Origin of the sequence: Sphaerospermopsis torques-reginae ITEP-024, assembly GCF_019598945.1 — a bacterium.
GTDB lineage: Bacteria > Cyanobacteriota > Cyanobacteriia > Cyanobacteriales > Nostocaceae > Sphaerospermopsis.
In genome coordinates this window covers 4,872,497-4,892,844 of record NZ_CP080598.1, presented here as the reverse complement: position 1 = coordinate 4,892,844, position 20,348 = coordinate 4,872,497, and the positions used below count along the sequence as shown (strand labels likewise).

Here is a 20,348-nt window from a genome sequence, read left to right as displayed (position 1 = left end):
AGAATCATAGAATTATATTTATGACAGAAAATCAGAGATATTTCTGTTGAATATTTATCATATTTGTTAAAGTAGGGAATAGGGAATAAATCAAGTCAAAAGTCAAAAGTCAAAATTAAAAACAGGGAAGATTTATCTTTCTGCTACCTCCTGACTCCTGACTCCTGACTCCTTATAAATCAGAATTTATGTTAAAGACTTCTAATATTTGTCGGCAAATTTGTTTGAGTTTGTCACCAATAACAGGAGAAGGTAAAGACTCACCAACAAAACTCCATTGATCTACCGTTGACAGTCGCCATGCTTGCCCACGATGATCAAATCCTGATACTTCAATACCAATAGCTCGCCGAGATTTATTGATAGGATCTTGATAAAAACGGATTTGAAATAAAACGCTACGACAGCGCCAAGATTTGCTGATTCCCGGAAAGTGAAAACCGATGTCGATGGAATCAGGATCTACGAGTTCCCTGGTTTCTTGGTCATTATGCCAAGGTTTAAGATCGCTTTTGGCATCAGGAAACTCTAATTTAAACAAGTTTACTACTGTAGCAATCTTGCTGGCTAGTTCAAGGTTTGTTGCCTGTTCAGCTGCATTCACGTTAAAACTCTCCTAATATCGCATCGGTCTGTGGGGGATGTGAAAACAGAAAAACCGCCAGAAGGTTTGTCTTATTAGTGTTTCAGCTTATCAAGAAGATTGGAAGTTTTGCAACTGTGAATGAAGATTTCCTCACATTTAGAATAGGTGACAGGTGACAGGTGACAGGTGACAGGTGACAGTGCTAAATGCCTTTCAGTATCTAAGTTTTAGTTTTAGTTCATGTCCTAACTGCCTTGTCTACGGCTGTACTGGAGTAATTATACTTAAAAAATGACCCTAATTACCAGAAACTAAGCCTTTTGACTGGGTGGGCAAGAATTTCCTCCCGATGAAGTGAGAGAATTTTTGACAAAACTTTCACTGGTAAGAACGAAAAATTACAGTAGCGATCTAAAATGACACTGTAAATTGGTAAACAAATAGCAAATTAATTTCCGTTTATGGTGCGTCAACGCTCTATTTTGTCACTGATTCTTGTACTCTTGACTACATTCCTGATCAGCTGTGGCAGTCCTAGTGTTGCTACTGCACCTCCAACTTACACACCGACTCAACTGGTGAAAATTCAGGAATATGTGCCTGATATTCAGGTGGTGCGCGATCGCTCACAAGAACTGCAAACCCTGATTCAAAGCGGTGAATGGATCAAGGTGGGTAATTTTATTCATGGACCAATGACGGAAGCTAGGTTAAATATGACCTATGTTATCCCGAACCTATTACCCCAAGACCAACCCAAAGGCAGACAGATAACAAAGGATTTATTAAGTCACTTGGTAAAAATTGACCAAGCTGCTAGTGGGGGTAATACCAGTCAAGCTTTAAGTGCTTACAAAGATGCCTTTGCAGATGTTGACAAGTTCCTACAACTGATTCCAGAGTAAGGTGACTGGGGACTGGGGACTGGTGACTGGGAACTGGGACAAGATTTTAGATTTTAGATTTTAGATTGGAGTTCATGAAATATAATCCAAAATCCAAAATCCAAAATCCAAAATCCAAAATCCAAAATTGTATTACCAATTACCTATTACCAATTACCTATTACCAGCTTTAACCAGATAACTGATCACTGACAACTAAATAACTCTGAGTCTTGAGTCACAAAACGCTAGGTTAATGAAGTGATAGGGTGAAGAGGATAGTCTTAACTCTTCACCCCTCACTGTTTACAAAGATTATGAATATAGTAATTATCGGTTGTGGTGTAGTTGGGGCGGCGATCGCCTATCAACTGAGCCAAGTTAAAGGTTTAAATATCACTGTTTTTGAGAAAAACCAACCAGCACAAGGTTCTACTGCTGCGGCTTTGGGTGTTTTAATGGGCATTATTAGCCATAAAACCAAGGGTAAAGCTTGGCAGATCCGGGAGGAAAGTATTAAACGTTATCAAACTTTAATTCCTGAACTGGAAGCTATCACAGGGCGGAAAATTCCTTGTAACCGTCAAGGTCTTGTCATGTTACTCTCAGAAGACCCAGAACACCCTTTAGAAAGTGGTGTGGAAGTGATGACAGAATGGGAACAATTACGGGAAATTCGTAAATCTCAAGGATGGCAGTTAGCTGTGTGGGACAAGGAAAAACTAGAAAAATTCTGTCCACAAGTTAATAATCCTACTGTGATTGGTGCTGTTTATTCTCCCCAAGACCTGCAACTCAACCCCACGGCTTTAACCTTAGCTTTGGTAGATGCAGCGCAACGCAATGGGGTAAAATTTAAATTTGGTGTGGCTGTACGCAATCATCAAGCACCTTCTACTGACATAGTTCAGATCACACCCCATGTTACTGAAAAACTTAAATTTATGGAAACTTCAGAAGGTAAAGTTGAGGCAGATTGGTTTATTGTGACTGCTGGCTTAGGTTCAACTTTACTGACTAGACAATTAAATCATAAGGTAAATATTCGCCCAGTTTTAGGACAAGCTTTATATTTAAGTTTAGGACGGGTGTTAGGCAATCCTGACTTTCAACCAGTGATTACTGGCAATGATGTTCATCTTGTACCTATGGGTAATGGTGACTATTGGGTGGGTGCTACGGTAGAATTTCCCAATGATGAAGATGAGATTTTAGCTAAAAAAGAATTGTTAGAATCTGTCAAACAACAAGCGATCGCCTTTTGTCCAGATTTATCCGAGGCGAAAATTCTCCGCACTTGGTCCGGTTTGCGTCCCCGTCCTGAAGGTAGACCAGCACCCGTGATTGAGAAATTAGCTAATTATAGTAATGTGATTTTAGCCACTGGTCATTATCGCAACGGTGTTTTACTCGCACCTGCTACAGCTTCAATTGTGCAGAATATGATTATGGATCAAGGTTCTTAATATTAGGTGACAGGTGACAGGTGACAGGTGACAGGTGACAGATTAATTAATCAATTTTTCCATCCTGATTTAATCCTGTAAATCCTAAAATCCTGGACATCCTGATTCTGACAAATAATATTTAATTAATTATTTACTGACGTTAATCATCAAGTTCATCAGGATTAACGCCTAATTGACGCAACCTTTGGGCTAGTATTTCCGCTTTTCTTTTTGCTTGAGTTGCTTCTTGTTCAGCAACAATAGCTCTTTCTTTTGCAGCAGCAGCTTCTTCTTTAGCATTAGCAGCTTCTTCCGCAGCAACAGTAGCTTCTTCTGTAGGTTCAGGAATTAATTCTCCATCAAGAGTAAACCACCTTAACCACAACTTAGAAATACCACGAAATGAACCTGACCATAATCCTAAACTTAAACCTAACTCTGGCATTGGTAAAAGTCCATCAATTAAATTCATTGGTTCATAATGACCACCCACTAAATGAAATGCGTGGAGTTCATTGGTATAACGACTAAAAACAATATAATAAGGAATCCGCAAAATACGTTCATAAACTTCCCATTTTGTAGGAGGTTTATTTGTAGACGGTTTATCTTTTTGACTTTGCTTGTTACCTAAATCTTCATCTTCTGTTCCAGGAGATAATAATTCCACTACCACAAAAGGATTTGCTGTTTCTTGCCAAGTCACATAACTTAAACGTAAATCTTCACCTTTATATAACCTAGAAACACCAACTACACCAAACCAATCTGGCCGTTTATACCATAAAGGATGCTCTAAATCATAATAAAGATTCAGGTCAGCAGCACTATAAACAAGTTCTGGAAGCCAGTTTATAGGTTGAAAAGTTAGATATAAAAGTAACGGTTGTAAAAAATGAAAATCGTCTGGCAAACCGGGTTCCTCTGGGTTCTCACTAGGTAAATCATACATCGTGGGTAGACTCTCCCAAGGGGGAAGGGGTGGATCTGATTGAGAAGTTAGGGGAGGGGATAAAGTCATAAATAGATTAATAGATAGCTTAAAAACACAACTTCTTTATTTAATCCTGTAAATCCTCAAATCCTGGACATCCTGATTCTGACAAATAATATTTAATTATCTTGTTTAAATATTTTGTGATGGTTCTTCCTTATCAAAATCCAGCATATCAGGTTTTCGGATGGAAGTCAATAGATAAATCTCCTCAATTGCGAGCTTGTCCTAAGTTGACAATTTCATAGACAAAACTATACTTATATTGACAAAAATCAATATATTTTCCGGAAAAAATCAACTACTTGATATATAATACGGTGATATCAAGTATTGAATTGAGACTATTGCCGACGCGAAAACCAAGCAATGATGGTGGTAGTCTTTTTCAGAAACTTAATTGGAACACAATCGCGTTGGGCTACAGCGTGAAAGTCTACAGAGGGATAACCGCTCCCATGCTCCCGTTGAAGTAGAAAGTAAAGTCTAGCTTTGTCTAGGTTTTATATAGCAGATTTTGTGTTTGATGTCAGAAGTATTTAAGATTCCCGATTGTCAGCTTGTCAATAAATGATCAATTAATGTCAGAAGTCGGGGATCTAGGTGTTGGTTGGTAGGGGTTCAGCAGTGCTAAACCCCTAATTTTATGTATTTTAAGCTACATCAAGCCCTTAATTTGCTTTTCCAACCGAGATAAATTGTACTTAGCAAAACCACCAACAGACATCTGAGACAGAACACCAGCGACAGTTGTTAAGGACCCGTCGTGAATTTTTCCTTGAAATAACAATGCTATACCAAAGCAGATCATAACAACATGAATCACTACAGCACCAGACCAGATATAGAAAACAATCTGTTGCTGGCTGTATAATCCATTACGCAGTTTATTTTTGAAGTTGTCGTCATTCATGAGGGTATCCTCCCAATCAACAACTTCATTAAAGAAGTTGCGCCAAGATATGTAAAAATCTGATCATGATCAGAACATGATCAGATCATGATGGAATTTAAATGAGAGATGGAAAAAAAGTTAAAGGTTTTGAGAGATGGAGAAAAAGTTACAGGCTTCTAAGGGAGGGAAAGTTAAAATTGAGACAAAAATTGGGAGGGGAACAGATTTTTCTACAACAGAGGATAGTAAAGCTATATCTGAAGCTAATAAAATTGCATTTAAATGGTATGCACAAAAAATTTTAAAGAAGAATGATATCACCGAAGAAACTACTCTGACTCTTGAAGAATTAAATAGTTTAAAAAAAGAAATTTATCCTCAATCCTCAACAGGTAACAGTTCATATACCCAAATTAACAATTTTATTAATACTCTCAAAAGAAAACAAATTAAAGAATGTACAGTTCAAGAAGTTTATGCTCAAGAGATTAATGTTAAAGGCATTAATTATGCAAATTGGCAAAAGTTTTATAACGGCAACCCCATACCAGAAGTTGCATTTAAAGCTTTTTGTCAAGTATTACATTTAGATCCAAATGATATTGCTGATAAGTCTGAATCTGGTGTTAGTAAATCTGACTCTGCTACTGAGTTAGAAGAACAGCTAAAATTATTTAATCATGAACCACAAATTGATACACTAGCTAACAATGTTAGTGAGGGTCGAGTGTTTTTAATTTCCAATGATTGTTTATATGGTCGCAGTTGGATGTTGCACCGATTAGAGAAAGCAATTAAAACTTGTTTTGATGAAACCAAAATTAATAAATGTTCTGTGATAACGTTAAATGAATTTAGTCAAAATACTCATACACCAGTAGAAAAAACAATCAACGATTGGAAAAGTAATTTTCACAAGCATAAAATTTACGATAAACTTAAAAAAGAACATATTATTATTGTTGTTAATGTTGATTATTATTGCTATGACTTGAGTAGTTTTCAAAAAATATGTAACTTTTATAAAACAATGTATGAGGCAAGATCACCTGACAATCCTGGGCATTTGTTAATGTTCTTATTAGCTACAGATAAAAATTTGCAAAACCAATTACAAAATGGCAGTTATATTCATGAAAATATCATTGAATTACCAAAAGCTGATTATCATTCATCTCATTTAATGAATCTGAAGCTACCAGATATGCAAGAATCTATTGCAAAGGAAATAATTAATAAATGTCAAAATAATGCTCAACAATTGCTTTGTGAACTATATCAAAGATTGAACATTCCCAGAGATCCCACAACTTTAAAAATATGGAGTAATTACCCGTGGACTTAGAATACACCGGACAAAAACAACCTGCCTCTGGAGGTGAATGGAACGAACAAGTAAACCGCAAACTGTATCCCTACTATCCTGACGAGGGACTAAAAGAAGCGGTAAATTTAGCCATTCAATTAAACAGACCATTGCTATTAGAGGGTGAACCAGGATGTGGAAAAAGTGAACTTGCAAGGGCGGTTTTTTATGAATTTAGTCAGAGAAGCGAGGAAAATTGGCATTTTCGACTGTGGAATATTCAATCAACCAGCAAAGCACAAGATGGCTTTTACACCTATGATTATATTGGCAGATTACAAGCTGCACAATTAGCACAAATCAACGTTAAAGATAACCAATCAGAACCTTCTCATCCTGATGATTATTTAGAGTATGGTTCATTAGGTCATGCTTTTTTAGAACATGGAGAAAATGATAATATCAAAGCTAGAAATATTGTCTTAATTGATGAAATTGATAAAGCAGATACCGATTTTCCGAATGATTTGTTATTAGCGATAGAAGACCAATGTTATGAAATTAAAGATGTACGTCCTCGACGTTGGTTAAAAGCGAATAAAGATCAGCCACCAATTATTTTTATCACATCCAACCAAGAAAAAGAATTACCTAACGCTTTTCTCCGACGTTGTTTATATCATTATGTGGAATTTCCCAAACCAGAGGATTTAATCAATATTATTAATGGCAGATTTCCACAACCTCCTGAAGAATTGGTAAATGCTGCAATTAAGAGATTTTCAAATTTGCGGGATGATATGAACAATAATAAAGAAGAAAGCGAGAAAAAAGTGAGTACGAGTGAATTAATTGATTGGTTTCAAGTCTTAAATCTTCATGTGAGAAATGAAAATAAAGAGATTGATGAAAAGAACTTAAAAACATTGCTCACAGAACTTAATAAAAATGCACTTCCCTACAGTAGCACGTTGTTAAAAACCCAAAAGGACAAGCAAGAATATGGAGATGTCTGAATCAGGATTTCCAGGATTTAAGGATTTACAGGATGATATTTTGGGTTAAATCTCGTTATTCTCATTACTCTCGTTCCCAGTTTGCAGTTTGTAGGGTGTGTTGTCGCGTAGCGCAACGCACCATTATCAATAGTCGGTGTATGAGGATGAAATTCATAACACACTATGATTAAGTTTTTGGTGCGTTACGCTGTCGCTAACGCACCCTACTTTTTACTTTCTACTTTTTATTTTCCAGAATATGGTAAAATAGAGATACTATGAAGAACCCATCCCTGCTAAATCTATTTCTGCAACTGCGAGAAGCTGGTTTACCCCTGACTATAGACCAGTATGATTTGGCATTGACCGCTTTATCTAAAAATGTTGACATAGTATTAAATGAGGATAACCCAGCAATTAAACGGGTTTTACAAACAGTTTGGGTAAAATCTCGCAAACAACAAAGTTTATTTAATCAATGTTGGCAAGAATGGATATGGGAAATTAAACAAGAAGATATTGAAAAAGACAAACCTAAACCAGTCATAGAAACAATCCCCCAACCTGCTAAATTTACAGATGAAATTCAACCACCAGAAACACCTCAACCTGATGGGAAGCCAGAATTAAAACCACCGATAGAAGCAGATATAGAACAAATTAATCCTGATGCAATTAGCAGTAATGAAGAAGTTGCTACTGCTGTAAAAACTAAACTCAAGCAACAAAATTATTTTCCTGTTATTAGACAACAATTAAAAAGAAGTCAGCAACAGTTAACCAGAAAATTATCCAGTAATATTCAAAAAATTGATGTTCTTGGTACAGTGATAGATGTTAGCAAACGGGGATTTTTTGTTAAACCGATTTTTAACTATCCAAAAAATAAATATCGGGAAGTTGTGCTATTAATTGATCAAGGTGGTTCAATGACTCCATTTCACCCACTTTGTCGTCAATTAGAGCAAGTTTACAAGACCGCTAAAGTCTATTATTTTCATAATAGTCCTACGGATGAACTTTACCATGATCGGCAATGTTGGCAAGGTGAATTTTTAACATCTGTATTATCTAAATTTTCCCGACATCATACATTAGTAATTATTGTTAGTGATGCTGGTGCTGCGCGTGGACGCACTGTTGCAGAAAGATGGGAAGAAACTTATGATTTTCTAGAAAACCTCATTTCTAAGGTAAAGAGAATAGCATGGTTGAATCCTCTACCGCGTCAACGTTGGTTAAATACCACTGCGGAAGAAATAGGGAAAATAAATTCTTTAGTTCCCATGTTTGCTTTCGATGCTAACGAGTTTCCAGAGATGGTGAAATGGTTATTGGGTAATAAACTAACTTCTCTCAGATCAAATGTAGAGACGTTTCATGAAACTTCTCTACAACAAGATAATGAAGACAATCATGAAGATTTATGGGATTATGGTTTTGATGCAAAAGGTAGAGTAGCAGTATTTGAGAAATTACTAGGAAACTCACATTTAAAATTTGCTGCTTATGCTGCTTTTCCTTTGCTGTTAACGCCAGATTTATTGTATAGTTTATGGTATAAGTTCTTTTCTCAATCATCAAATCCAAAATCTGATCTTCCTTGGTATGCTGTTGCTGATTTATTATTATCAGATTTATGTCAACAGGTAGATTTTGAGTTATATGAAATGGAACGGGAAGTGAGAAATGAATTATTGAAAAAGCTTCCTATAAGAAATCGTCAAGCGGTATTAAAAGAACTTTCAGAGTTTCTCATTGCATATATTAACCGTCAAGTTACTAATCAAAATCAGAATGATGAATTATATCAAGTTCAAGAATGGGCAGCTTTGAGTTATGTTGATAAAGGTAGTCAAGCAGCGAAAGCATTAGCGCAGAAATTACAACAGGCTTATTTTAATAATAATAAAGCTGAGTTGGTGCGGTTGTCTTCGGTGATTGAAACTTTAGCTGAACCGTTAAAAGCAGAGTATGAACCTTTACTGAAAATAGCACAAGGTTATCGTGCTGCTGTACGGGGTGATGAAGCGGGAATAATAGCAAGTCAGAAAGCATTAAATTTAGCATTAAATTTAAATACTGGGGAAAATATTGATGTTGCAGGAGTTAAATTAAAACGTCCAGAAATTAATTTTGGGAAAGTGCGGTTACAAAGTTTTGATTTTCCTGTCATCACTGTTAACCGTCGCGGTGAGGAAACCAAACGAGAAACCAAACAAAATTATTACTTCACCGAAAAACTATCCAACAATGTCACCCTAGACATGGTGTATATCCCTGGTGGTACATTCCTGATGGGTTCACCAAAAGACGAACTAGGACGCTATAATAGTGAAAGTCCCCAGCATCAGGTAACTGTACAACCTTTTTGGATGGGTATATATCCTGTGACTCAAGCGCAGTGGAAAGCAGTTGTAACACAATGTCCAAAAGCAAAACGGGACCTCAACCCCGATCCTTCAAGATTTAAAGGAAATAATTTGCCAGTTGAGTCAATATCGTGGTATGATGCAGTAGAGTTCTGTGAAAGGCTCTCTAGACTCACTCGTAAAAAATATCGTTTACCGAGTGAAGCTGAATGGGAATACGCTTGCAGGGCTGGCACGACGACACCGTTTCACTTTGGGGGAACAATCACGGGTGAGTTAGCAAATTATCATTCTACCACTGTCTATGCTGAAGAACCTAAAAGTGAATGGAGGCAAAAAAAAACTCCGGTAGGTAGCTTTACAGCTAACGCCTTTGGGTTGTATGATATGCACGGTAATGTTTGGGAATGGTGTTATGATGATTGGCACGAAGATTATAGCGACTCTCCCAATAATGGCAGTGCTTGGCTAAAAAGAAATAATGATGAGGATGATACTAGTAATTATCGCGTGCTGCGCGGTGGTTCTTGGCTCAGCCTCCCCAGACATTGCCGTTCTGCGTATCGTACCTACTACTACCCAGACTACAGGGACGACTACGGCGGGTTTCGGTTGGTAGTTTCCGGCGCAAGGAATCTTTAGTTCTTTACCCTCTTGCGCTTTTGCACTTTACCCTTTTTCTTTTTCCCTTCCCCGATGTCGCCTTTGGCGACTCGAATTATTTTTTATAAATCTGGCACGATAATTATATTATGGATGAGGTATGGGATTTTGTCAAGTGTCAAAACTGGGATTTAAGAATTTTGGGGATTTTGTCAGAATCAGGATTTCCAGGATTTGAGGATTTTCAGGATTTTCTTAGTTTACAAGTTGGTGTAAAATACATATATTTTGTATATTTTGTAGGGGTTGAGCAGTGCTAAAACCCTACGGTTAGGGTATTCAATAATGGACAATTAAGAATGAACAATTGACAATGACTGAAATAATTAGGGCTTGCTGAATAAATGTAAAACCTAGATAAATCAAAGGGTTGAGAGTGATAAAGAGGAAAAAAAGTGCAAGAATTTTGAAGGGTATACCTGAAAAACCGTGCATTTTGGGGATCGCAAACCCAAAAATTTGGGGATGACAGATAGCTGAAACTGTTCCCTGTTCCCTGTTAAGAGTTCCCTGTCTTCACGGAAAGACTTTCTCAGCAACCCCTAATTATCAATTGTCAATTATCAATTAATAACATCATTTACAGAAAATGTCAGATTTACCAATTATCCAAAAAACCTACGATTTAATCAAGTGGTATGTGCCAATTTTAGACCGTTTACCCAAAAAGCATAAATTTGGTTTGGGTAATAGAATTGTCTCTGGACTTTATGATTTGCTGGAAGGTTTAATTTTAGCACGTTACGCTAAACAAAAACTAGCTCAGTTAGAATTGTTGAATGCTAAATTAGATATTATCCGTCATCAAACCCGCTTGTTATTTGATTTTCAGTTATTTGATGAACGCCGCTATCAATATGTGGGACAATTGCTGAATGGAATTGGTAATGAATTGGGTGGTTGGATCAAACAACAACGACAAGCTAGGTATTCATAAATGAAACGTTATGGTAATCTTTATCCCGAAATTACAGACTTTGCTAATTTAATCTTAGCATCACGTAAGGCGCAAAAAGGTAAGCGGTTCAGAGAAAATGTTTTAGAATTTAATTACAACCTAGAATTAGAATTAGAAAAAATCCAAACGGAGTTAACATCAAAAACCTATCAACCAGGTGCTTATAAAACTTTCAGCATTCTTGAACCTAAACCTCGGATCATTTCCGCTGCACCCTATCGAGATAGAGTAGTTCATCATGCCTTGTGTAATGTAATTGTACCAATTATTGAGAAAACATTTATCAATGATTCCTATGCTAACCGGGTAGGGTTTGGAACTCATCGCGCTTTACGTCGCTTTACTAAATTTGCTCGCTCTAGTAGCTATATTTTGCAGTGTGATATTAAAAAATATTTTCCTAGTATTGATCACAATATTCTGAAAATATTAATCCGGCGGAAAATTAAATGTCAAGATACTCTTTGGTTAATAGACACTATTATTAATAGTAGTAATCCCCAAATATCTGCCATTGAATATTTCCCTGGTGATGATTTACTTGCACCTTTACAATATCATATAGGTTTACCCATTGGTAATCTCACCAGTCAGTTTTTTTCTAATGTTTATCTTAACGGTTTAGACCATTTTATTCAAGAGGAATTACACATTAATAAATATGTGCGTTATGTAGATGATTTTGCGTTATTTGCCGATGATAAAAATGTTTTAACTGAAGCCAAATTAGCAATAGAATCATATTTAGCTAATCTACGCTTAAAATTGCATCCTGTAAAAACCCAAATCTTTGAAACTCGACACGGTGCAAATTTTCTCGGCTTTCGCATTTTACCAGATAGAATTAGGCTCAGATCAGAAAACCTAATTCGCGGAAAACGCAGACTAAAAAAATTGCAAAAACATTATCAAAATGGTATAATTTCTGCTCAAGACGTTAATCGCTCTGTGCAAAGTTGGAACGCCCATCTAGAACACGGAGACACCTGGCGGTTACGTCAAAAGATATTCGCATCTCTTGTAGCTACAAGACTGTGAAGATGGAACAGGCACATCCGGATGCTGCGCGGTGGTTCTTGGAACAACAACCCCAGAAATTGCCGTTCTGCGTATCGTAACAACAACAACCCAGACAACAGGAACAACAACAACGGGTTTCGGTTGGTAGTTTCCGGCGCAAGCACTCTTCAACTGTCAGAACTGGTAAATGGGAATTTATCGGGCGTACAATAGAAGAGTCCAGACCTGTCCCAGTGATGTTGGTGACAATATCCAAACATAAACCAGGGTTGGGTAGGTTGGTAGGTGTAATAGCCGAAAGTTTACCCAATTCTACCACCAATATAACACCAATAGACCTCTCCGAAAATGAATGTAGAGACGTTGCATGCAACGTCTCTACAAGGGTTATGGAAACCGCATATTTAATTTCTGGAGATGTCTAAGAGGGTGTTTGAAAAGTTTTGGATCGTGATTTTAGGCACCCCCCTGATCCCCCCTAACTCCCCTTAAAAAGGGGGGAACTAGAGTCAAAGTCCCCCTTTTCAATGGGGATTTAGAAGGATCTATAAATATTTGATAAACCATCAGCGACTTTTAAAACATCCTCTAATATACTAATTTAATCCTGTAAATCCTAAAATCCTGGACATCCTGATTCTGACAAAAAGATTTAATCATCAAGTTCATCAGGATTAACACCTAACTGACGCAATTTTTCTGCTAGTATTTCCGCTGTTCTTTTTGCTTGAGTTGCTTCTTGTTCAGCAACAATAGCTCTTTCTTGAGCAACAGCAGCTTCTTCTGTAGGTTCAGGAATTAATTCTCCATCAAGAGTAAACCACCTTAACCACAACTTAGAAATACCACGAAATGAACCTGACCATAATCCTAAACTTAAACCTAACTCTGGCATTGGTAAAAGTCCATCAATTAAATTCATTGGTTCATAATGACCACCCACTAAATGAAATGCGTGGAATTCATTGGTATAACGACTAAAAACAATATAATAAGGAATCCGCAAAATGCGTTCATAAACTTCCCATTTTGTAGGAGGTTTATTTGTAGACGGTTTATCTTTTTGACTTTGCTTGTTACCTAAATCTTCATCTTCTGTTCCAGGAGATAATAATTCCACTACCACAAAAGGATTTGCTGTTTCTTGCCAAGTCACATAACTTAAACGTAAATCTTCACCTTTATATAACCTAGAAACACCAACTACACCAAACCAATCTGGACGTTTATACCATAAAGGATGCTCTAAATCATAATAAAGATTTAGATCAGCAGCACTATACACCAATTCTGGAAGCCAGTTTATAGGTTGAAAAGTCAGGTATAAAAGTAATGGTTGTAAAAAATGAAATTCGTCTGGCAAACCTTTTTCCTCTGGGTTCTCACTAGGTAAATCATACATTGTGGGTAGGTTTTCCCCAGGGGGAAGAGGAGGATCTGATTGAGAAGTAAGGTAAGGGGATAAAGTCATAAATAAATTAAATAACCCAAGTTGCTAGTTAGGAATAGGAGTCAGGAGTCGTAGGGGCGAAGCACTGGGAAAATAACCTGTTCATAAAATTGATAATTGGTCGCCCGAATGCTTCGCCCTTACAGGAAAATTTGCTACTTTAATGTAGTCACTCAATGTAGTAACTCCTCTACTTGATGCTGACTCCACAATTTTTGATATAATCCTGACTGTTCCACAAGTTCTGAATGTTTACCAATTTGCACAATTTTACCATGATCCATGACCATAATTCTATCAGCAGTCGCCGCTGCTGAAAGTTGATGAGTAATGAAAATCACGGTTTTTCGTTGTGTACCGCTAGAGAGATTTTTTAAAATTTGGGTAGCAGTTTGATTATCTACACTAGAAAGGGCATCATCTAAAATTAAAACCGGAGCATCAATTAACATGGCTCTAGCTAAAGATGTACGTTGTCGCTGACCACCGGAAAGGGTAATTCCTCTTTCACCGACAATTGTTTCATATTCCTGGGGAAAATTCTTAATTTCGGCAGCTATTTGAGCGAGATTAGCAACAGCTTCTACCCTTTCTTGTTCACTAATGGGGTCGCCATAACGGATATTATTTTTAATGGTGGTACTAAACAAAAAACTATCTTGAGGAACGTAGGCGATCGCACCTCGTAAATCATTTAATGCTATTTTTGTAATATCCAAACCATCTAAAAATAACTGTCCTTCCTGAATATCCAACAACCGGGGTAAAGCATTAGCCAAAGTAGATTTTCCGCAACCGATAGCCCCGACAATTGCCACCACTTCCCCTGGTTTAATAGTAAAGTTAATATCATCTAAAGCCGGGATATTAGCACCAGGGTAGGTGTAACTAAAATTTTTGGCTGTAACTTCACCTTTAACTGTATTTGTGGGTAGAGAAATAGCATCAGGTGGATCTTGAATTTTGGGAGTGATGCTAAAAATTGATTCTAAGCGATCAATACTCACCTCACCTCTTTGGTAAGCAGTAATGGTAAAACCTAATAAAGCCGTGGGGAAAACTAAACGCTCTACATAAATCAATAAAGCCAAAAAATCACCCACAGCCAGATTACCAGAAGATATCCGCATAGTTCCCAACCAAATAATAATTAAGGAACTAATATTAGCTAAACCACCAACGAGGGGAAATAGAGTATTTCGAGTTTTAGCTAATGTCAAATTAGCTGTTAATAAAGCCTGATTTTTCTTTTGAAAAGCTCGACGCTCATTTTCTTCTTGAGCGTAAATTTTAATCAAAGAAATACCACTGATATCTTCTTGGATCAGTTCGCTAATATCCGAAAGTTGTTCTTGGACAGCAGCTTGTTGTGTGCGTAGGCGATCGCTAAAAAAATGCACCAACAAAAACATAAACGGATAAACTGCCAGAGAAGCTAAAGTCAGATCCACACTAATTGATAGCATTACTGGCAGCGTCAGAGTATAAGCAAAAAAAGTATTTGCTAAACTCAATACCGCAAAACCCAACAACCGCCTGATATTGTCCACATCGCTAGTAGCCCGACTAATAAGATCACCAGGAGTATTACTGGCAAAATAAGCCGGTTCTAGTTTCAGTAAATGTTCAAAAATGCGCTGTTTCAGTTCAAATTCTACCTGACGACCCACACCAAAAATCCAGATGCGGGAAGCCATCCGCATCATCCACATTGCGGAACTGAGGGCGATAATGATCACTACATAACGTAGTACCTGATCCAAGCTAAAAGTTGTGGAAAGCGTATCCACCCCAGAGCGAATCAGCAAAGGAATATAAACGCCTAACCCATTGACAGACAATAAAGCAATAATGCCTAAAGCAGTCTCTCGCCAATGGGGACGTAAGTAACTACCGAGTTTAGCAAGCCGTCGAGATTGTGCCATTTAAGCAATTGTACACTTTGTCATCCTAACTGGCAAAAGTCAAGAGGCAAGAAGCAAGAGGTTAATTTCTTCTGACTCCTGACTCCTGACTCCTTGCTCTCCTGATTACGAGCGCCCACGTAAGAAAACGTAAATTTGATTAAGATAACTTTCCCAAACTTGGGTTGTGAGTTGCAGAGTTTCCGCATTAGGTACAAAGTCTTCTACACGCAACCCCCTTGTACTGATAGCTTGAGGATTTTGTAGTAGATAAGATGGGATTTTCACATCACCCACAGGTAAAATGCCAGCAGTCATCACATCGGAGATGGTATTGGCACTGTTAATAGCTGGTTTAATAGCTGGTACTGTTGCTACGAATGTAGGAGGAGGCAATATAGCTGCAACCGGTGTTCTAACTAAAAAGTAAGCAATAGCGGGTGTACTCGACAATAACAAAATTGTCAGCGCCCAAGCCAACAAGTATCCCCCTGGTTTTTCTATGCCACCGCCTTTAATTTTTTGGGCAGCAAGCATCAACATTAAAGCGGCTGCGCCCAGAGGTTTGAGAGGAAAAGAGATAAACCGCCACAGGGAAGCCACCGCAGGTTCACCAGGATTAAAAAATGCCAAAGCTAAAACAACCAGTACAATCCCTAACACAAATCGGCCAACAAAGCTTACTGTTGGGTAGAATCTTTGGAACAAAGAATAGGCAACAACGCCAATTAATAGCCACAGTAAGACCCGGCTGAGTAATTGAAACATAGATTAACTCTCTAATTTTCTTGTGCGGCTAGTCTATGAGAATAAGATAAGTGGGTTTATTTTATCGTCAAACTGCAATTTATCACTGACTTAAAAATAACTCTCACCTCACGCACACAGACTACCGTCGTAGTGATTTTAGAGCAAATTTTTGACACTGAGTGTATTATTTGGAATTTTTCAAAAGACTAACCTAACACCAGTGGCATAAATTAATTGAGTAGTCGTCGTCAACTCGTTAAAAGGAAAAATTATGTCAACGCAAAACCCCACCATCCTAGTCACAGGGGGAGCAGGATACATCGGTTCTCATGCTGTGAAAGCCTTACTGCAAGCGGGTTATCAGGTCGTAATCCTGGATAATCTGGTCTATGGCCATCGAGATTTGGTAGAACAGGTTTTGCAGGTAAAACTCATTGTCGGAGATATAGAAGATCGTTCCCTGTTGGATCATCTGTTTCAAACTCACAACATTGAAGCAGTTATGCACTTTTCTGCTTATGCCTATGTAGGTGAATCCGTAACTGACCCGGACAAATACTACCGTAATAATGTTGTGGCAACTTTGACGTTATTGGAAGCGATGCTGGCAGCGTCTATTAAAAAATTTGTCTTTTCTTCTACCTGTGCTACTTACGGAGTCCCAAAATTTATCCCTATTACTGAAAATCATCCCCAAAATCCCATTAACCCCTATGGTGCTACTAAGTTAATGGTAGAAAGGATACTCTCGGATTTTGATGTCGCTTATGGTTTAAAATCTGTATGTTTCCGTTATTTTAATGCTGCTGGTGCTGATCCTAGTGGTTTATTAGGAGAGGATCATAATCCCGAAACTCATTTAATTCCTTTGGTATTACAGACAGCTTTAGGTAAACGCCAATCAATTTCTATTTTTGGTACTGATTATTCCACTCCTGATGGTACTTGTATTCGTGATTATATTCACGTTTCTGATTTAGCTGATGCCCATATTTTAGGTTTGGAATATTTGCTGAAAGGTGGTGAAAGTAATGTTTTCAATTTAGGTAATGGTAATGGTTTTTCTGTGAAAGAAGTTATTGCTGCTGCCCAGGAAGTAACAGGAATAAATATATCAGTTCAAGAATGCGATCGTCGTCCTGGTGATCCTCCTTCTCTCATTGGTAGCAGTGAAAAAGCCAGAAAAATCTTAGGTTGGCAACCTATATATCCTGATATCAAAGATATTGTCACTCACGCCTGGAACTGGCATCAAAAAAGGCATAAGTAGGTGATTGGTGATTGGTGATTGGTGATTGGTGACAGAAAAAGGCAAAAGGCAAAAGGCAAGAGTTTATTCTTACCAATTATCAATTATCAATTATCAATTATCAATTATCAATTATCAATTATCAATTATCAATTATCAATTATCAATTACCCATTACCCTCTTTTCAGTGTTTTTACTACAAAAACTACAATCCCTATAGATAAAAGTAAAATTGCTACGATAATTATAGGTTGTACAAAACCTATAACCGCATTTTGTTGTTGATTATTTTGTTGATTATTCTGTTGATTATCTTCAATTACATTTTCTACTACTTGTGGTGTTGCTATTGCTTTACCTGCGGCCACAGTAACTTGAAAATTTAACTCAAAAGGTCGAAAACTCTCTGCTGTTGCTGGTTTTCCACTCAGTTGCAGTTCATAAACTCCTGGTTTGGGAAAAGTTATTTCTGCTCCTGGTATGCCTTGATAACGTTCAGCATCAACGGGTTTTAAAGGAGGTTCAAGCAGCGCCGGTTCTCCTGGTGTATGTGGTTCTGCATAAATAGTCAACTGACAATCACACTCTTTTAAAGGTAGAACTTGACCACCTTTACGAGTCAAAGCAAACCAAGTTGCCGCAGGTTCACCAGCACGGGGATTATCATTAGGTTCAATGTGGATAGTACCACCAATATCACCGGATATTTTTACAGTATGAGCAGAAGCAACAGGAAGAGATGTAAATGTTATAAATAACAAAAGTAGGAATAATTTGTAATTCATAATTGAAGGCAGGAGTTTTCAATTTTCAATTTTCAATTTTCAATTGATTTATCACCTTTCTTTGGAGGAACATAGAATTTTTCTAGTTTTAAAATTGACCAAAAAAAGTGCGATCGCACTAACAAAACACCCAAAGTAATTATTACCAATAACAACGCTGCTAATCTATTACCCCAAGTTAATTTTAAAGCCCCCAAATAATGAGAACCAATTAATACTACATGAATAGTAGCCAACAGCAAAGCCGGAACACTCAAAAGATGGATTTGTCGCCAACGCTTACCTAATGACTTTTGCAGAAAATCAAAACTTGTGCAAGCTGCTGGACTCATCAATACTAAAGCTACAGCACCCGTACCCATCGCCCATTGAAATTCTAGCGGTAAGAACCAAACAGCAGCAAAATTCCATTCTAAAGAGTGTTCTATATTATGAATGGTATGTACCACCGATAGCACAAACGCCCCTACTCCTAAAGCACGACGGTAGCGCATGGGTGATGGACACAAACTACTGAGAGGACGAGCAACTAACGCCAAAATTAAGCAAATTAGGGCAGCGTGTCCACTGTAGTCTACCATTGTATCACCCGTTCGCAATAGGGTAATGATGCCAATGATTAATGTCACCCAACCACCCAAGCGAAATAACTGACTGCGCCGATCTTTACTCATTAAGGAAGTGGAAACACCTACTCCTAACATCGTCGGCAAAGTTCCCAAACCAAAAGCTAACATGGTAATTGCACCTTGCCATAAATTACCCGTAGCAGCAGCTTTGATTTGAGCAGCATATAAAAAGCCACAAGGCATTAAACCCCAGGTCATACCCAAAAGTGCTGGTGTCCACCATTTTGTATGTAAAGATAGTTTCACCATTCCCGCACTTAAACGGTTATGTAAATTACCTTTTAACAAAGGGTGTAATAAGGGAATATGCGGTATTAAGTCTGGTCTAACTTGTCCTAAACCAAACCAAATTAACATAATACCAGTAATTATAGCTATCCAGCGGCGTAAATCACTACCCACACCTGCTAATTGTCCACTTTCAACCAATGCCGAACCAAGAGCGCCAATACCTGCACCTACTAGGGTATAGCTTAACAGTCTTCCTAAATTTAACAGAGTATGAAATTTTACTTGCTGTTGCCAATTTTGGGTTTCTTGTTGATGGGAAAGGGAAAAAGCAACTGCTAAAGGTCCACACATCCCAAAGCAATGTCCAAAACTTCCCAAAAAACCCAGGAGCGATATAAGTAGTAAATCTAACATCATCTAATGATATATTATACGTTTTCAAAAATCAAATATGAGTCCTATATATTAATTAAGAGTTATTAATTCATAATTCATAATTGTAAAGGTTTGATTCCCCTACCTTGGTAGACAGATCGGTTTCATCTGGGTTTGAAATCCTCATTTGAAACCTAATTATCAATTATCAATTATCAATTATCATTGATGTTGTTTACTGGAAAAACTTAATGTATATTGACAAATTTGTCAAAAGACAAGCTGTCAAACTTGCCTTTATTGGCTATTGGCTGATTACCGATAACTGAATAATTACTTTTTAGGAAAAGTTAAAGTCCAGTTTTGGGGATTATTTAGTTGAAAATATAAACCTTGAAAGATCATTTTCACAGCAATGCGAGTTCTGATATATCTTCTAATTAAATGTGTTCCTGGTTCGGCAAAAACATCATCATAATTTTGGCGGTGTCCAAAAGGACGAGAACAGTATTTGCGATCGACTGGAATTGATAACATAAAAAATTGGCTTTCTTTGTATTCATCAGGAACTTGAAATATACCATATACATGATGTTCACCCAGCCAAGGTTTAACCATCACCTGTTTAGCTTGCACTTGGAAATTTTGTTTTTTTAATCTGAGTAAAGTTACAGGACTGCAATTAGAATCATTAACAGGCCACCAAATAATAATCATGATCAATGAAAACAAAAAAAGTAAACTATAGATCAAGGGAGGACGCATAAATTAACTACATCATTCAAGAAAAACAAAAGCCACCTATTTACCAGAAATTTGGTTATAATTACTATTAATCTATTCAACTTAA

At 37.3% G+C, this 20,348-nt stretch carries 18 protein-coding genes; 9 read left to right on the top strand and 9 right to left on the bottom strand.

The genetic code is table 11. The features are described from left to right. Positions 1–172: 172 nt before the first annotated feature. Positions 173–604: a Tery_1686 family protein gene (locus K2F26_RS22680; RefSeq protein WP_220609592.1), complete on the bottom strand. Its 432-nt coding sequence runs from the start codon at positions 602–604 to the stop codon at positions 173–175. A gap of 443 nt (positions 605–1,047) precedes the next feature. Here K2F26_RS22680 and psbQ point away from each other — a divergent pair, with 443 nt between their 5' ends. Together psbQ and K2F26_RS22670 are read left to right on the top strand one after the other, a co-directional pair. Continuing rightward, entirely contained in the window at positions 1,048–1,491 is a 444-nt protein-coding gene (gene psbQ, locus K2F26_RS22675) for a photosystem II protein PsbQ (protein ID WP_220609591.1), read from the top strand. 296 nt (positions 1,492–1,787) lie between these two features. Next, entirely contained in the window at positions 1,788–2,936 is a 1,149-nt protein-coding gene (locus K2F26_RS22670) for an NAD(P)/FAD-dependent oxidoreductase (protein ID WP_220609590.1), read from the top strand. Positions 2,937–3,078: 142 nt separating this feature from the next. Here the strand turns inward: K2F26_RS22670 and K2F26_RS22665 are convergent, their stop codons facing one another. Beyond that, positions 3,079–3,939 (bottom strand): Uma2 family endonuclease, encoded by an 861-nt coding sequence (locus K2F26_RS22665; protein WP_220609589.1) that lies wholly within the window; start codon positions 3,937–3,939, stop codon positions 3,079–3,081. A 631-nt stretch (positions 3,940–4,570) separates the two neighbouring features. Further along, a complete protein-coding gene (locus tag K2F26_RS22660; protein WP_220609588.1) occupies positions 4,571–4,825 on the bottom strand; it encodes a TRADD-N-associated membrane domain-containing protein in 255 nt (84 codons plus the stop codon). A gap of 136 nt (positions 4,826–4,961) precedes the next feature. Here K2F26_RS22660 and K2F26_RS22655 point away from each other — a divergent pair, with 136 nt between their 5' ends. The 6 genes from K2F26_RS22655 to K2F26_RS22630 all read left to right on the top strand — a co-directional run bounded on the left by K2F26_RS22655 (position 4,962) and on the right by K2F26_RS22630 (position 12,337). Continuing rightward, positions 4,962–6,152: a hypothetical protein gene (locus K2F26_RS22655; RefSeq protein ID WP_220609587.1), complete on the top strand. Its 1,191-nt coding sequence runs from the start codon at positions 4,962–4,964 to the stop codon at positions 6,150–6,152. After that, a complete protein-coding gene (locus tag K2F26_RS22650) occupies positions 6,143–7,129 on the top strand; it encodes an AAA family ATPase (RefSeq protein WP_220609586.1) in 987 nt (328 codons plus the stop codon). The genes K2F26_RS22655 and K2F26_RS22650 overlap by 10 nt, the downstream gene beginning before the upstream one ends. Before the next feature lie 260 nt (positions 7,130–7,389). Continuing rightward, a complete protein-coding gene (locus K2F26_RS25015) occupies positions 7,390–10,125 on the top strand; it encodes an SUMF1/EgtB/PvdO family nonheme iron enzyme (protein WP_246605459.1) in 2,736 nt (911 codons plus the stop codon). Between the two features lie 610 nt (positions 10,126–10,735). Beyond that, entirely contained in the window at positions 10,736–11,083 is a 348-nt protein-coding gene (avd, locus tag K2F26_RS22640) for a diversity-generating retroelement protein Avd (protein WP_220609585.1), read from the top strand. Next, positions 11,084–12,142: an RNA-directed DNA polymerase gene (locus tag K2F26_RS22635; protein WP_220609584.1), complete on the top strand. Its 1,059-nt coding sequence runs from the start codon at positions 11,084–11,086 to the stop codon at positions 12,140–12,142. It begins immediately after the preceding gene. A gap of 21 nt (positions 12,143–12,163) precedes the next feature. Then, positions 12,164–12,337, top strand: a complete 174-nt coding sequence (locus tag K2F26_RS22630; protein ID WP_220609583.1) for an SUMF1/EgtB/PvdO family nonheme iron enzyme — start codon at positions 12,164–12,166, stop codon at positions 12,335–12,337. A gap of 439 nt (positions 12,338–12,776) precedes the next feature. Here the strand turns inward: K2F26_RS22630 and K2F26_RS22625 are convergent, their stop codons facing one another. The 3 genes from K2F26_RS22625 to fraI all read right to left on the bottom strand — a co-directional run bounded on the left by K2F26_RS22625 (position 12,777) and on the right by fraI (position 16,246). Continuing rightward, positions 12,777–13,595: a Uma2 family endonuclease gene (locus tag K2F26_RS22625; RefSeq protein WP_220609582.1), complete on the bottom strand. Its 819-nt coding sequence runs from the start codon at positions 13,593–13,595 to the stop codon at positions 12,777–12,779. A 152-nt stretch (positions 13,596–13,747) separates the two neighbouring features. Next, positions 13,748–15,499, bottom strand: coding sequence for an ABC transporter ATP-binding protein (locus K2F26_RS22620; RefSeq protein WP_220609581.1), 1,752 nt, complete (start codon positions 15,497–15,499; stop codon positions 13,748–13,750). Positions 15,500–15,604: 105 nt separating this feature from the next. After that, entirely contained in the window at positions 15,605–16,246 is a 642-nt protein-coding gene (fraI, locus tag K2F26_RS22615) for a septal nanopore formation protein FraI (RefSeq protein WP_220609580.1), read from the bottom strand. A gap of 253 nt (positions 16,247–16,499) precedes the next feature. Between fraI and galE the strand changes: the two genes are divergently transcribed. Continuing rightward, positions 16,500–17,498: a UDP-glucose 4-epimerase GalE gene (gene galE / locus K2F26_RS22610; RefSeq protein WP_220609579.1), complete on the top strand. Its 999-nt coding sequence runs from the start codon at positions 16,500–16,502 to the stop codon at positions 17,496–17,498. Positions 17,499–17,651: 153 nt separating this feature from the next. Here the strand turns inward: galE and K2F26_RS22605 are convergent, their stop codons facing one another. From K2F26_RS22605 to K2F26_RS22595, 3 genes are all read right to left on the bottom strand, one after another. Then, positions 17,652–18,263, bottom strand: coding sequence for a FixH family protein (locus tag K2F26_RS22605; protein ID WP_220609578.1), 612 nt, complete (start codon positions 18,261–18,263; stop codon positions 17,652–17,654). 32 nt (positions 18,264–18,295) lie between these two features. Continuing rightward, on the bottom strand, positions 18,296–19,537 hold the full coding sequence (locus K2F26_RS22600) for an urease accessory protein UreH domain-containing protein (protein ID WP_220611992.1): 1,242 nt from the start codon (positions 19,535–19,537) through the stop codon (positions 18,296–18,298). A 294-nt stretch (positions 19,538–19,831) separates the two neighbouring features. Next, positions 19,832–20,263 (bottom strand): hypothetical protein, encoded by a 432-nt coding sequence (locus K2F26_RS22595; RefSeq protein ID WP_220609577.1) that lies wholly within the window; start codon positions 20,261–20,263, stop codon positions 19,832–19,834. Between the last annotated feature and the right edge of the window lie 85 nt (positions 20,264–20,348).